A 13650-nucleotide genomic window follows, 5' to 3' on the forward strand; every position below is an offset into this window, starting at 1 on the left:
GGACTTCCGGAGGCGGGAGCAGCGGCCGGATTGCCGCCACTCCATGCCGCTTTAGGGTCGCAGAGTTGGTTTTTATGTTGTTGAAGGAAATCCCGACCAGAATCGGGCCTCACTCCTACAGGTCAATTTTACCGATTTCAGTCAGGGCCGATCCGCCGTTTTCCAGGGCTTCCAGCACGTCGAATACTTTATCCGACCAGCCGGCAATGAGGGCTACGCCGTGGCCTTCGCGCACTTCGATAGGCGTGTGGCCGTGGCCGGCCAAATCGAAGAGGTAGAGCCGGGCCTGGGGCGCCACGGTGCGGCGGTAGTCAATCCAGGCCTGGGCCAGGGTGCCGCCGTCACCGGTGCTGTTCCAGAGCTGGCAGTCGGTGAAGATCATCACCTTATCTACCACCTCGCGGCGCTGGAGCAAGTCCCGGATTACCAGGTGCCCGTTGGTGCTGTAGCCTACCTCGCCTTCGCGGCGGTAGAACTCTTGCACGTTTTGCAGCACCCGGCCCCGGGGCAGGCTCACGCGCTTCCACGTATCGCCAAACATGCCGGTAGTTACGTGCCCGCAGCGGCTCTGCAGCAACATGCCCAGCACCAGGCCCACGTCGTAGAGCAGCACTTTGCTGCGCTGTGAAACGGGTTGCTGCATCGAGCCCGACACGTCGCAGGCCACTACCACGCGGGTGTCGGTGCCAAAGCCGCGCAGGTTGGCGGCGCTGTGCCCGATGGCCGTTTCCAGCGCCTCCAGCACCAGTGCCCCGTAGCCCGATTTCAGCAGCAATACCTCGCGGTAAGCGGCCAGAAACCGGAAAGGCAGCTGCTTGGCGCGGCTCACGGCCGTTGCGTTGCCCAGCGTAGCACACACCCGCTCCACGGCCTGGGCCGACACGTCGGCTTCGAGGATGTTGCGCAGGTTGCGCAGCAAAGCCATATAGCCCAGCTTGCCACTGCCAATCAAGGTTTCCCAGGCGTGGCGGAAAGCCGCCGCACGCTCCTCGGCCGAAGCAAACTTGGTTTGCCCCAGCGCCGACAGCTCGGTTTCCCAGGTGTAGGGCGTGGGCAGCGTCCCCTGCACGAGCTGGTCGAACAAGGTTTGCTGCTCGGTGCTGCGGGCCGTGGGGTGCACCAGAAACAGCGCGTCGCGGAGGCGAACCTGCCCGGCCCGGTCGTACTTAGCCAGCTGGTAGCCGTCGAAGTTGTTGAAGCTCCGGGCCAGGCCTTTCTGCACCTGCTTGGAGAGGCGGTTGAGGGTTTTCACCCCTTCCCGCTCGTTGGCCTGGGCGTAGTAAGCCAGCAATTCGGTGATTTCGTCGGCCCGCTGCACCACCCGGGCTACCAGGCGGCTCACGAGGCTGTCGCCGCGGTGCAGGCGGGCCAACTCCACGGTCAGCACCAGGGGCACGGTGCGCAGGTGCAGCTGCTCGCGGGCATACACCGCCAAACGGGCCACAAACTCGGGGTCGTTGCGGGCTACCAGCTCGCGCAGGCGCAAGAGGCGGGTATCGGCTTTTTCGTAGAACTGGTCGTTGAGGGCGGCCGTGGCTACGGCCGCGTACAGCTCCAGCTGGGGCGTGAGGGTATAAGCCACCGCACCTTCGTGGTTCAGAACGGTTTTGGCTTTGCGGAAAGTAAAGTTGAAGCGCATGAGAAAGGTGAAGTTGTGAGGTGGTGAAATGGTGAATTTTCGTGCTGCTGGCACTGTTTTGCAGTACTGCATGTCCAACTTAGCCGAGCAAGTGCTTGGGCACCAGCAGGCGGTTGTCGGTGGCCCAGCGCTGAATCCAGGCACCTTCCTCGTCGTTGGGGCGGCGGTTGAACAAGCCCCGGGCCTGCACTACGGTGCGGTTGGCCTGCACTTCCAAGGTCACGGCGCGGGTACCGCCGAGGGTGAGCGAAAAAATGGCACTGCGCCCCCGCCGGCACGATTCGAGGTAAGAAGCCACGCAGTGCCGCAGGGCACGGCCCTCGTCAATGAGGTGGCCGTAGGTACGCAGCTGGGTGATGCGCACCGGGCACTTGCTGCCCCCGGCAAAGTCGGGGACGGGCAGCGCGCCCCAGGTCGTTTCCAGGGTGAGGCTGGCTTCGGGCACCCGGTGCGGGGCCTGGGCCAGCTGGCGGTGCCACTGCGCCGTTTGCGTCAGTACACTGCTCATCGAGCGGCCCTTGAGGGAGAAGCCCGGCTGGGCCGGTTCGCCATCAATACCCACCGCGCGCTTTTGGTGAATCCAGTCACACACGGGACCCAACTGCCAGGGGTCGGCCATCGGGGTGGCGGCAAAAAAATCGACCACGCGCAGCCAGAACTCATCGTCGCGGCTCAGCTGACGGCCCAGACGGGAGTCGAGCACGGGGCCCAGCCAAGCCAGCTGGTCGCGGGCGGCGAGCTGGGCGTAGCGCAGGGCCTGCAGAAAGGTGTAGCCCGCCGGGGCCAGGCGCAAGTGGTGCTCGGTTTTGCGGCTAAACCCCACCGGCAACCCGGTAAAGGTGCGTAAGGCTTCACCCCGGCCCAGGTGCACGGTCAGCTCGGCCACGTTGAGGCCGTCGTGTAGGCGGCCGGCCGTCCAGGAGCTGATAACCCAGGCCGGCACGTCGCCATACTGGTCGAAGAGGTGGCGCACCAGGCTTTCCAGCTGCCGGAAGGGGTTGCGGCTGCGGGGTTGCCAGCTGGCCAGCTCCCGGCAGCGCCGGGGCAGTAGCCGGGCCACTGCCGCCAGGGCCGGGGCCAGCTCGGGCCGCCAGAGCAGCTCGGTGCGCTTGGCAGCCAGGCCGCGCAGCAAGCCGGCGCACTGGTCGCGCTGCGCGTCCTTTTGCTCGTGGATGCAGCGCCGGTAGAAGGGCGCCAGCGCTGAATTTTCACCCAGGTGGGCATTGATAACGGGCAATGGACCGTAGAGCGAAAACAGATAGTCTACCTGCCGCGGGAGCGGCCAGCGGCGCCAGTCGAGGCGCTTGGCCGCCGAAAGCACTATGCGGGCTTGCTGGGCTTGCCAGGCGGCGTGGGGTAAGGGTTTGAGACGGTTGGACATCGGGGCGGATACCCTTCACGAGGGCGGTTACCGATTGAAAAATCAGATTGGGAATTGGGCCCGAAGGCGGGCACACTGAGCAGAATCCGGAAGCTTTCGTACATGACGCAGGCAGTAAAAGAGTGGGGTTTATAATTCGCGTTTGATGGCGAATTCAATTGTTATTTTTAATTTATTAATCCCGAAAATACATACCTCTTCCAGGCCGCTGGAAATTAATTTTCAGCGAATAAATACCATGAAAAAAGCCCAACTTCTGGGAGAAGCCGGGCTTTTTTCACGAATCAGTCACGTAGTATTTATCTACGCGGATTGTTCGACGAAAAATCCCGGCCACACCGATTCCACTCACGGCTAACTGGCCGTTTGGGTTGTGGTTGGTGTATAGAGCTGTCCTGCTGGAGGTACATGGCCGAAGGATAGAAAGGGCTGAAAAACAAACCACCCGAACCTTCTGGGGTTCGGGTGGCGGAAGTATCAGAGGAAGCCTGCTGCTACTTAGCTATACCGAACCGAGGCCGAAGCCACTGGCTTCATACCTTCTTGCTTGCTGGTGTAGTTAAAGTGGCGGAGCATGGTTTCGAGTTGTCTTTTTGTGGTTGAGTGATGCAAATATGAAGGTAGTTTTTCTATCCACCAAATTAGTTCGAAAAATAATTCAAATATTTTTCAGGCGAACTTAATTACACGGAATTACCAGCGCAGCAATTAAGGAAATAGGCTCTTTCTAAATGATTACACACGGCTAATCCCGCACTTATTTAACCGAATGCAAAAGTATAGTATGTCAGGAGCTACTTACCCAGAAACAAACACGGGTTTTGGCCGACCGAGGAGAATAATTACTCCTCGCTGGTAGTGGTGTGGGTAGCCGGAAAGCCCGCGGCCTGCAGGGCTTGCTTGATGGCGGGACAGTCGGGCTCGGTGCCGGTGGCCACGGGCGCCGGCCCCTCGGTTAGCTGATTGACCAGCAAGTGGTGGCACTGCAGAATTTCCCGCACCGCTACCAGGTTGTCCAGAGTGGTCATGGCGGGCACCGCAATGCTGTAGCGGACTAGCTGGGTGTTGTTGGCGGAAGGATTCGGAGAAGGAAGAAAGGTGGGCGGGTGCTGAGCCGGAAAGGGGGCATGGCCTTCCCTCCCTGGAGGTGTACTACGCCGGGCAGCTTTGGTTATGCTTCACGTGCGTGGCCCCAGAAGCGCGAACAGGTAGAAATACGTGGTTTTTAAATCCCGTGCTTCTACGCTGAGAAGCCGCTCCGCGGGGCTATTCCTTTGCATCGTTAAGGCGCTTACGCATTTGCCGTTACAAGTCGCCGGTTGCTGCAACCAGGCGCTTTCCGGCGCTTATCTTCCACCTTTTCTCCCCGATTACTATGGGCTTTCTTGGACTTATTCCCGCCACCGATCTGGCGGCTACCTACAACGTGCGGACGCGTCTGCTCACGCTTTCTGCCAGAGGCGAAGCGCGAGATTTTACGTATGGCATCACCTTCGACCGGGTGCCTTACATGGGCGGACTCAAGTTTCAGCTGATGGGCTGGACGGGGCCGCTGAAAGACCCTGAGTCGTATTCGCCCTACACCCACCAGCAGTCCTATGCTATTCAGCTTCCCTCCCCGGCGTTTCCCTCCAACTCCTTGCTAATCGTGGATGAAAACCACCCCGAGGGTTTGGTCGTCGATATTCGCTTTACGGGTGGCATCCCTACGTCGCAGGCTGACCAAGGCAACGCGGCGGCTCCGGCGGCCAGCCCGGACTCCGGGCCGGCTACTCCCCTGGATGAGCACGTGACGGTAATGCTTGGGGAGAATTTCAGCATTAAGGCAGCGGCCAGCTCGCCTCCAATCGGTACTGTCACCATCAAATACGACACGACGGTGCTGGAGCTGCTGCATTCCCGCATCGAAAACCTCTACATCGTCTGGACCCTCAGGCCTCTGCGCAGCGGTAGTACGCAGGTATTTGTCACGACGTACTTATCCTTGACCGTTGACCCCGTTCCATTCATTACGTGCTACGACGTGAAGGTCATTGAGTATAGCGAAGTCAAGGAAACGACCAATGCCTAGCGCGTTTGGCCCACGCCTTGCCTTAGTCTGACCAGGCGCGGGCTTCTTCCCCTACCTACGCGGGCCCGACTCACCGATGAGTTGGGCCCGCGTAGCTGCTTTAGGGCAATTGGGGCCGGGACTACGGAAAACCGGCCGCCAGCGGCCCGTACGGCAACAGGACGTGACTTTCGGGCGCTACTTCCCGTACAGACGGCTTATCCGCTCCACTGCCCTGCTGCCGCTCCATGCCCTGCCTTGCTACTTCCGAACGCTACACCCTCGACTTACCCACCGGCCACCGCTTCCCTATTGCCAAGTACGAGCTGATTCGGGAGCAGCTACTGTGGCAGGGCATCGCGCCGGCCCACGACTTTTACGACCCGGGCCTGTGCGCCGAGCAGGACGTGCTGCGGGTGCACACGCCCGAGTATTGGCACAAAGTGCGCGACCAACAGCTTTCCGCGGCCGAGGTGCGCCGCCTGGGCTTGCCGCAGAGTGAGCGGCTGGTACTCCGCTCCCTGAGCAGCTCGGCCGGCACGGTGCAGTCGGCGCGGCGGGCCCTCACCGATGGCGTGGCCCTGAACCTGGCCGGCGGCACCCACCACGCCTTTGCCGACCGGGGCGAGGGTTTTTGCGTGCTCAACGACATTGCCATTGCTGCCGCCCACCTGCTCCACCACGGCCTGGCCCGACAGGTGCTCATCGTGGACCTCGATGTGCACCAGGGCGACGGTACGGCCAGCATTTTTCGGAACGAGCCGCGGGTTTTCACCTTCAGTATGCACGCCGGGGCCAACTACCCGTTGCGCAAGGAGCAGTCGGACCGGGACGTAGCCCTGCCGCTGGGCCTGGACGACACCGGCTATATGGAGCAGCTGAAGGCGGCGCTGCCGGGCCTGCTGGAGCAGGTGCAACCCGATTTCGTGTTTTACCTGGCCGGCGTTGATGTGCTGGCTACCGACAAGCTGGGCAAGCTGGCCCTCACCAAAACCGGCTGCCGCACCCGCGACGAATACGTGCTCGGGCTGTGCCGCCAGCACCAGCTGCCGGTGGCCGTGAGCATGGGCGGCGGCTACTCCGAGCGTATCGGCGACATCGTGGACGCGCACTGCAATACGTTTCGGGTGGCGTATGAGCTGTATGGATAAGTGGTGAAATGGCGAGATAGTGAAATAGTGAGCTTCGTTCGAACCGTCTGATTTCTGTTTCCAGCAGCCGTTAGGTGAGCACAAGACATATATAGCGAGCGGAAAAGATGACCAAGAAAACAGCTCACCGTCTGGCTGTCTACCTTTGCCCTATGAATCTGCACAACCCCGCCACCGATTTACCCGCTGCTAACTCCCTGCCAACCCGTGCCCCGGAAGCGGCGCCCGGTACGCCGGCTCAGCAGGCTTTCCGGCAGGCTATTCAGGAGGTCGAAAACCTGCGGGAACGGCTGCGGGAGCTGGAAGATGGGCAGGCTGAGGCCCGGCGGCGCTACTGGCAGCAGGTAGGGCCGCTGGCCCAAACGGTGGTAGCGGCCCGGCGGGCGTTGTTTGAGCCCTTGGAAGAAGCCCTGCTCCTGCCTTATTTCAACCGCGCCGAGCACCGGCAGCTGGAGGAGCTGATTCTGACGAATGCCCGTTCCCTGCAGCAGCGGTTTGGGGAAGATGTGGCCGATATTCTGCGCCGCCACGCGCCGGTTGGGCAAACTTCCCGGCCCGAAATGACGGATGATGCAAACCCCGAAGCATCTGCCCAGCCGGAGCCCGGCGCGCCGGATGGTGGCTCGGCCAAGCGCAAAACCAAAAAGCAGAAGGCCAAAGAAGCCGCGGCTCAGGAAGAACAGCAGAAGCTAATGGGCAACACCAAAAACCTGTACCGGCAGCTGGCCCGCGCCAACCACCCCGACCTGGAGCGTGACCCGGCCCTGGCCCAGCTCAAAACCGAGCGGATGCAGCAAATCACGCGGGCCTACGAAGCCAACGACCTCTACACGCTGCTACAGCTGCTCTCGGAACACGCCCCCGGCAGCACCGATTCGGAGTCGGAAGACCTGCTGGCCCGCTACACCCAGGCGTTACGCCAGCAGCAGGACGAGCTCAAGCAGCGCATGAACGAGCTGAAATACGGTACCACCAGCGCCTTTGCCGCCACTGGCAAAAAGCAGGAAGCCGAGCTGCGCCAGGTGAAGCGCAGCCTGCGGGCCGAAGCCGAGTACCTGCAGCGGGTGCTGCCCCTGCTCCAGGAGCCCGACGACCTGCGCGACCTGCTGCGCCAGCTAGCCGCCGAAGGCCACGACTCGATTTAATGTGAGAATGTGGTTGAATGTGAGCAATGTGCTTAAAATGTGTCATTGCGAGCTTGCGAAGCAATCCGTCCTCTGCGCAGGTAGTCATGTCCTTTTACCACAAAGCTCTTTGCTACCGCAGTAGTAAAGGGCTTTTCACTTAAGGACACTCAGCACATTTCAGAGGACGGATTGCTTCACAAGCCCGCAATGACACAAGAACTTCAACTCACCAGCTCACTATCTCACTGCTCCTCCAGAAACTCCACCACTTGCCCAATAATTTCCGGGTCGCGCATGATGCGGTTGTGGCCCAGGCCGGTGGTGGGCCGGAAGTCGAGGCCGGGCCAGCTGTGGGCAATGGCTTGCGCCTCGCTGAAGGGAATGGTTTCGTCGGCGCGGTCGTGGAGCAGCAGGGCGCGCTCGGCCGGCACCTGGTAGCCCACCTGCGTCAGGCTGAAGCTCTCGGCACTACGGCCGTGGCGCGCTTCGGCAAACTGCGTCATGCGGGCCAGCACTTTGTTGGGCAGGTGCAGCAGCTCGGCAAAGCGCCGGAATACGGCCGGCGTACTGCCCGGCACACTCAACAGCACCAGCCGGGGCAGCAGCTGCCCGCCGTTGAACTGCACCGGCAGCCCCGCCGTGGCTGCCGCCCCAAACGAGTGCGCCACCACCGCCCAGATGGGCCCCACCTCATCGGCTACGGCCTGAATGGCGGCCCCGAAGGCCGGCAGCGTCGTGCGTCGCCCCGACGAAGCGCCGTGGGCGGGCCCATCGAGGGCCACCACGCGGTAGCCGGCTGCCACCAGGCCCTGGGCCATAGTGCCCCAAAAGCTGGCCCGGTGCTCCCAGCCGTGCACCAGCAGCACGGTGCGGTGACCGGTCGGATTCCATTCGTAGGCCACCACTACACCTTTGCCAAATGGCACCTCAAACCACCGTGCTTCGGCCAGCGCCGCCGTTTCCCAGGGCTTCACGGGCAGTCGGCGCGGCGTCGTAAACAGCCGCCACGCCGACTGGAAAGCCAGCGTAGTAGAAACCGTTGCCAACAGCCGAAACTTGAGCCGCAGCAGCTTGAGTTCGGGTGGTTCTGGGGGCGGGGCGGGCGTAGTGGTCGTCGTCATGGGCCGCAAATATCCGTACTCCGGCCGACTCACGCATTCGTAGACGGTTTAGTCTTCCTGCTCGCTGAGGCGGGCCAGCAGCTCTTCCACCTGCCGCTCGAGGCGCGTGAGGCGCTCTTCCATGGTGGAAGGCGGGCGCAAATGGGTGGTGAACACGGCCTTGACTTCCCAGATTTCCAGAGCCTGCTCCAGGACAAATTCCTCGGTACCGTAGTCGGGGTTGTCGGCCCGGAGCCGGAGCCGGGAGTCCGAAATCCGCTCGGCTAGGCGGCGCACCAGCAGCTTGCTTTGCGTTACAAACGCATAAATGCGGTGTACGCGTAGGTTGGGTGCAGCCAGATCCACGCGGCGGCACAGCACCACGTCCTGGTGGCGCAGGCCCTGCTGCTGGTGCTGCATTTCGGCCCCTACTATCTCAAACGCGCGCGTGGCCGGCCCCAGCGCGTGCGGAAACGTGAGCGGCGGCAGCGCGTCCAGAAAAGCCGAGTCGTGGTGCTGCACGATGTATTCGAGCAGGCGGGCGGCGGGCACGAAAGGTGTTACCCCGGTTTGCTGATCGGCGCGGGCAGCCGGTTTGGCAGCAGCAGCCGGTACCGTTTCCTTCTGGAAAATATCGAAGTGGTAGAGCTCATTTACCGTTAGCTCTTTCGTTAGTAGCAGATCTACCGACAAGCCAAAATGCTGAGCAATCTGGATCAGCGTCTCCATTTTTGGCTCGGAGCGCCCCTCTTCATACGCCCCCACACTAGGGCGGGCCAGACCAAACAATTCGGCAAAAGCAGCTTGACTCAGCTTTTTAACCGTTCTGATCTTGCGAATGTTCTTGCCGACGTAGGACATAAGAGAAAAAAATTATTCGCTCAAAGTTTGAGCATCATCTAAACTTTGAGTACACTTGCATCGTAAAGCTACCACATTACGCTCAAGCCTACTTATTAGCTCGCTATTTTTTTGAGCCGCCAGCCTAGCAGTATCGCCTCCGGTTTCCTGCTCAGCTTTACTTACCTTCTGGCTTTCCTTGCACTTTATCCTTTTCTATGGCCGACGCCTACTTCGCCAAAATTCAGCGCTACCTGCTGGAGCTGGACTTCGACATTCAGCACCAGGACCCGGCCACCAACATCTTCGTCGTGAGCAAGCCCGAACTGGGCATCGAGCACCTGGTGCTGGGCTGCGGCGAGCCGCTGCTAATAATGGAGCAACACCTGCTGGACTTGCCCGGCCCCAGCTGCGACGTGTACCAGCGGCTACTCCAGAAAAACCGCGACATCATCCACGGCGCCTTCGTGCTCGACGAGTCGGGCCGCAAGGTCATTTTTCGCGACACGATGCAGCTCGAACACCTCGACCGGCCCGAGCTGGAAGCAGTATTCAACTCCCTGGCCCTGCTGCTGAGCGAATTCAGCGACGAGCTCATTGCTTTTTCCAAACATTCCAGCCCTGCATAGCCATGAATATTTTCAGCCGCTTGTTCAAAATTGGTCAGTCGGAAGCCCATTCCGCCGTCAATCAGCTCGAAGACCCGATTAAGCTGACCGAGCAGGGCCTGCGCGACCTGCGCCAGGATCTGGAAAAAAGCCTGCACGCGCTGGCTGAGGTGAAAGCCCTGGCCATCCGGGCCCGCAACGAGGCCGAAGCCTTCCGCGCCAAGGCCCTCGACTACGAAAACAAGGCCGTGCTGCTGCTGCAGCGCGCCCACAAAGGCGACCTGCCCGCCGCCGAAGCCGACCGGCTGGCCAGCGAGGCCCTGCTGAAAAAGACCGAAAACGAAGCCCACGCCGCCCGCGCCACCGCCGACCAGGAGAAGTTTGCCGCCTCGGCCGCCCTGCTCGATCAGAACGTGCAGCAGCTCAAGCAAACCATCAGCCAGTGGGACAATGAGCTCAAAACCCTGAAGGCCCGCGTGACGGTGAGCACGGCCACCAAGACCATCAACCAGCAGCTGGCCCAGATTGACTCTTCGGGCACGGTAGCCTTGCTGGAGCGCATGAAGGAGAAGATTGCCACCGAGGAAGCCCTGGCCGAATCGTACGGTGAAATAGCCCAGGAAAGCCGCTCGGTAGACCAGGAAATCGACAAGGCGCTGCAGGCCAGTGCCGGTGGCCAAGCCGCCGCCGATTTGCAGGCGCTGAAGGAAAAGCTGGGGCTGAATTCGCCGCCGCAATAAGCACCGGAGCCAATGGGAGGAAATAATTCGGCTTCGGCACCGGGCTTCCGGGTTGGCCCGCGCAGCAAATCCGCTACCTTTAAGCTGCCCTTTTTATGCCCATGACCGAACTGCTCCAAGCTGCCGTTGCTCCACCTAATCTGCCGGCCACGGGCCTGCTGATTTTCGTGCTGCTCTACTGGCTTACGGTTATCATCGGGCTGCTCGATTTCAAGACGCTGGACCTGGACCTGCACGTCGACAGCACCCACGACGTGGCCCACGATGCCCACCTGAGCGTGGCCTGGCTCAACCACGCGCTGGCCTTTTTCAACCTGGGCCGGGTGCCGCTGATGCTGTTTCTGAGCTTTGTGGCCCTGCCCCTATGGGTGGGCAGCATCCTGACCAATTACTACACCCACAATACTTCCCTGCTGCTGGGCCTGGCCTTCGGCGTGCCGCTATTTCTCGGCAGCCTGCTGGTAGCCAAGGTGCTGACGACGCCCTTCGTGAAGCTGTTTGCCACCTTGGAAAAAGACCCGGCGGGCGGCGTCAGCCCCATCGGCAAGATGTGCACGGTACTGCTGCCGGCCTCCTACGAGCAGCTGGGCCAGGCGGTGGTGAAGGCCAATGGCGACACGCTGATGCTGAACGTGAAGGCCGCCTCGGCCGCCACCGAGCTGCACAAAGGCGACACGGCCCTCATTATCGACTACAGTGCCCGCAGCCGCTGCTACTTGATTGAGCCCTACGATGACGATGCCCGCTAAGCGGCGTATTTCCCACTCCTTTTTCTTCTCCAACTGACATTACCTCTACCCTCCTTATTATGATTGGTCAACTCTCACTCGTCGTGCTGGTCGTGCTCGGCATATTTCTGCTCGGTTTCCTGGCCATTGTGGCCCGGATGTATAAGAAAGCCGTGCAGGGCGAGGCCCTGGTACGCACCGGCATGGGCGACACGAAGGTGTCATTCACCGGTATTTTCATCGTGCCCGTGCTCCACAAGATGGAGGTGATGGACATCAAACTCAAGACCATCATCATTCAGCGGGCCGGCTCCGAAGGCCTCGTCTGCAAAGACAACCTGCGGGCCGACGTGAAGGTGAACTTCTTCGTGCGCGTCAACAAAACCCACGACGATGTGCTGAACGTGGCCCAGAGCATCGGCGCCCACCGCGCCTCCGACCCGGCGGCCCTGGAAAACCTGTTCGACGCCAAGTTCTCGGAAGCCCTCAAAACCGTGGGCAAGCACTTCGACTTCATCGAGCTCTACAACTCCCGGGAGCAGTTCAAGCAGGAAATCCTGCGCATCATCGGCACCGACCTCAACGGCTACGTGCTCGACGACTGCGCCATCGACTACCTGGAGCAAACTCCGCTGGCAGCCCTGAACCAGGACAATATTCTGGACGCCGAGGGTATCAAGAAGATTATTGCCCTGACCTCGGAGCAGAAGATTCAGGCCAACTCCATTCAGCGGGAGCAGCAGAAAACCATCAAGAAGCAGGACGTGGAGGCCCAGGAAACCATTCTGGAGCTGGAAAAGCAGCTGGTGGAAAACCAGGAAAAGCAGAAACGCGAAATTGCCAACATCAAGGCCCGCGAAGTGGCCGAAGCCGCCAAGGTGCAGCAGGAAGAAACCCTGAAATCGGAGAAGGCCCGTATTGCCACCGAGGAGGAAGTGGGTATTGCCGAGCAGAACCGCGACCGGCAGGTGCTGGTGGCCGAGCGCAACAAGCAGCGCACCGACGTGGTGGAAACCGAGCGGGTAGCCCAGGCCAAGGCCCTGGAAGTCAACGAGCGGGAGCGAATTGTGGCCCTGGCCCAGATTGAAAAGGAAAAAGCCCTGGAAGAAGAGAAGAAGAACATCCAGACCATCATCCGGGAGCGAATCACGGTGGAAAAAGCCACGGTGGTAGAAGAGGAGAAAATCAAGGACACCCGCGCCCAGGCCCAGGCCGACCGCGAAAAGATGGTAGCCATTACCGCCGCCAAGCAGCAGGCCGAAGCCGCCACGGTGAGTTTGGTGGGCAACGCCGACATGGAAAAGCAAGCCGCCGAGTTCCGCGCCAAGCAGGTGCTCATTGATGCCGAAGCCGAAAAAGCCGCCTCCGAGTTCAAGGGCCAGGCCATCCGGATTCTGGCCGAGGCCGAAGCCAGCAAGGCCACGGCCGTGGGCCTGGCCGAAGCCCAGGTGATGCAGGCCAAAGCCACCGCCCGCCAGAAAGAAGGCGAAACCGAAGCCAACGTGCTCCAGCTCACCGCCGCCGCCGAAGCTCAGGCCATCCAGTCGAAAGCCGGGGCCCAGGCCGAAGCCGACGAGAAGCTGGGGTTGGTAGCGGCCAAAGTCAACCGCGAAAAAGGCATTGCCGAGGCCGACATCATCCAGTTCCGCGCCGATGCCGACCAGAAGAAGGGTCTGGCCGAAGCGGCCGTATCGGAGCAGAAGTTTGCCGTGGAAGCCAAGGGTATCGAAGCCAAGGCCGACGCCATGAAAAAGCTCGACGGCGTGGGCAAAGACCACGAGGAGTTCAAGCTGCGCTTGGACAAAGACAAGTCGGTGGAGCTGGCCCAGATCAACATCCAGAAGGACATTGCCGCCTCGCAGGCCGAGGTGATTGGCGAGGCCCTCAAAGCCGCCAAAATCGACATTGTGGGCGGCGAGACCATGTTCTTCGACCAGATCATCGGCTCGATTACCAAGGGCAAGATGGTGGACCGCACCGTGCACAACAGCGAAGTGCTGGGCACCGTGAAAGACGCCTTCTTCAGCACCGACGGCGGGGGCGACTTCAAAACCAACCTGCGCCGCTTCGTGGATCAGTTCGGTTTGAGCTCGGAGGAAATCAAGAACCTGAGCGTCTCGGCCCTGCTGCTGAAGATGATGAACAAAGCCGGCGACGACGCCACCCGCAATACCATCACGGAGCTGGCCAGCACGGCCACGGCCCTGGGTATCGGGGATAAGCCGGCGAAGATGCTGGAGCTGAAGTAAAGGGCGCCTCACCCCTAGCCCCTCTCCTTTTCGGAGA

General features: G+C 61.1%; 12 protein-coding genes. 7 read left to right on the plus strand and 5 right to left on the minus strand.

Features of this window, described 5'->3' with window-relative positions; genetic code table 11:
- Positions 1-115 precede the first annotated feature (115 nt).
- From LGH74_RS12530 to LGH74_RS12540, 3 genes are all read right to left on the minus strand, one after another.
- On the minus strand, positions 116-1639 hold the full coding sequence (locus tag LGH74_RS12530; RefSeq protein ID WP_226176210.1) for a TROVE domain-containing protein: 1524 nt from the start codon (positions 1637-1639) through the stop codon (positions 116-118).
- A gap of 79 nt (positions 1640-1718) precedes the next feature.
- Complete coding sequence (locus LGH74_RS12535; protein WP_226176213.1) at positions 1719-3020, minus strand: PcfJ domain-containing protein; 1302 nt, start codon at positions 3018-3020, stop codon at positions 1719-1721.
- An 842-nt stretch (positions 3021-3862) separates the two neighbouring features.
- Complete coding sequence (locus LGH74_RS12540) at positions 3863-4048, minus strand: hypothetical protein (RefSeq protein ID WP_226176216.1); 186 nt, start codon at positions 4046-4048, stop codon at positions 3863-3865.
- Between the two features lie 347 nt (positions 4049-4395).
- On the opposite strand from LGH74_RS12540, the gene LGH74_RS12545 reads away from it, so the two are divergent.
- From LGH74_RS12545 to LGH74_RS12555, 3 genes are all read left to right on the plus strand, one after another.
- Positions 4396-5091: a hypothetical protein gene (locus tag LGH74_RS12545; RefSeq protein WP_226176218.1), complete on the plus strand. Its 696-nt coding sequence runs from the start codon at positions 4396-4398 to the stop codon at positions 5089-5091.
- A 227-nt stretch (positions 5092-5318) separates the two neighbouring features.
- The gene (locus LGH74_RS12550; RefSeq protein ID WP_226176219.1) at positions 5319-6221 is read left to right on the plus strand and encodes a histone deacetylase family protein; all 903 of its coding nucleotides are present in this window, start codon (positions 5319-5321) and stop codon (positions 6219-6221) included.
- 152 nt (positions 6222-6373) lie between these two features.
- Positions 6374-7366 carry a hypothetical protein gene (locus LGH74_RS12555; RefSeq protein ID WP_226176220.1) on the plus strand — a complete coding sequence of 331 codons (993 nt, stop codon included), beginning with the start codon at positions 6374-6376 and terminating at the stop codon, positions 7364-7366.
- A gap of 224 nt (positions 7367-7590) precedes the next feature.
- On the opposite strand, the gene LGH74_RS12560 is transcribed toward LGH74_RS12555, so the two are convergent.
- Both LGH74_RS12560 and LGH74_RS12565 read right to left on the minus strand, forming a co-directional pair.
- Positions 7591-8469 carry an alpha/beta fold hydrolase gene (locus LGH74_RS12560; RefSeq protein WP_226176222.1) on the minus strand — a complete coding sequence of 293 codons (879 nt, stop codon included), beginning with the start codon at positions 8467-8469 and terminating at the stop codon, positions 7591-7593.
- Between the two features lie 48 nt (positions 8470-8517).
- On the minus strand, positions 8518-9309 hold the full coding sequence (locus tag LGH74_RS12565) for an XRE family transcriptional regulator (RefSeq protein WP_226176223.1): 792 nt from the start codon (positions 9307-9309) through the stop codon (positions 8518-8520).
- Between the two features lie 197 nt (positions 9310-9506).
- On the opposite strand from LGH74_RS12565, the gene LGH74_RS12575 reads away from it, so the two are divergent.
- The 4 genes from LGH74_RS12575 to LGH74_RS12590 all read left to right on the plus strand — a co-directional run bounded on the left by LGH74_RS12575 (position 9507) and on the right by LGH74_RS12590 (position 13613).
- Positions 9507-9917 (plus strand): YbjN domain-containing protein, encoded by a 411-nt coding sequence (locus LGH74_RS12575; protein WP_262904628.1) that lies wholly within the window; start codon positions 9507-9509, stop codon positions 9915-9917.
- 2 nt (positions 9918-9919) lie between these two features.
- On the plus strand, positions 9920-10636 hold the full coding sequence (locus tag LGH74_RS12580; protein WP_226176226.1) for a PspA/IM30 family protein: 717 nt from the start codon (positions 9920-9922) through the stop codon (positions 10634-10636).
- A gap of 101 nt (positions 10637-10737) precedes the next feature.
- Positions 10738-11385 (plus strand): OB-fold-containig protein, encoded by a 648-nt coding sequence (locus tag LGH74_RS12585; protein WP_226176228.1) that lies wholly within the window; start codon positions 10738-10740, stop codon positions 11383-11385.
- Between the two features lie 59 nt (positions 11386-11444).
- Positions 11445-13613, plus strand: coding sequence for a flotillin family protein (locus LGH74_RS12590; protein ID WP_226176229.1), 2169 nt, complete (start codon positions 11445-11447; stop codon positions 13611-13613).
- Positions 13614-13650: the final 37 nt, after the last annotated feature.

The organism is Hymenobacter lucidus, from assembly GCF_020447265.1.
In the GTDB taxonomy this organism is placed as follows: domain Bacteria; phylum Bacteroidota; class Bacteroidia; order Cytophagales; family Hymenobacteraceae; genus Hymenobacter; species Hymenobacter lucidus.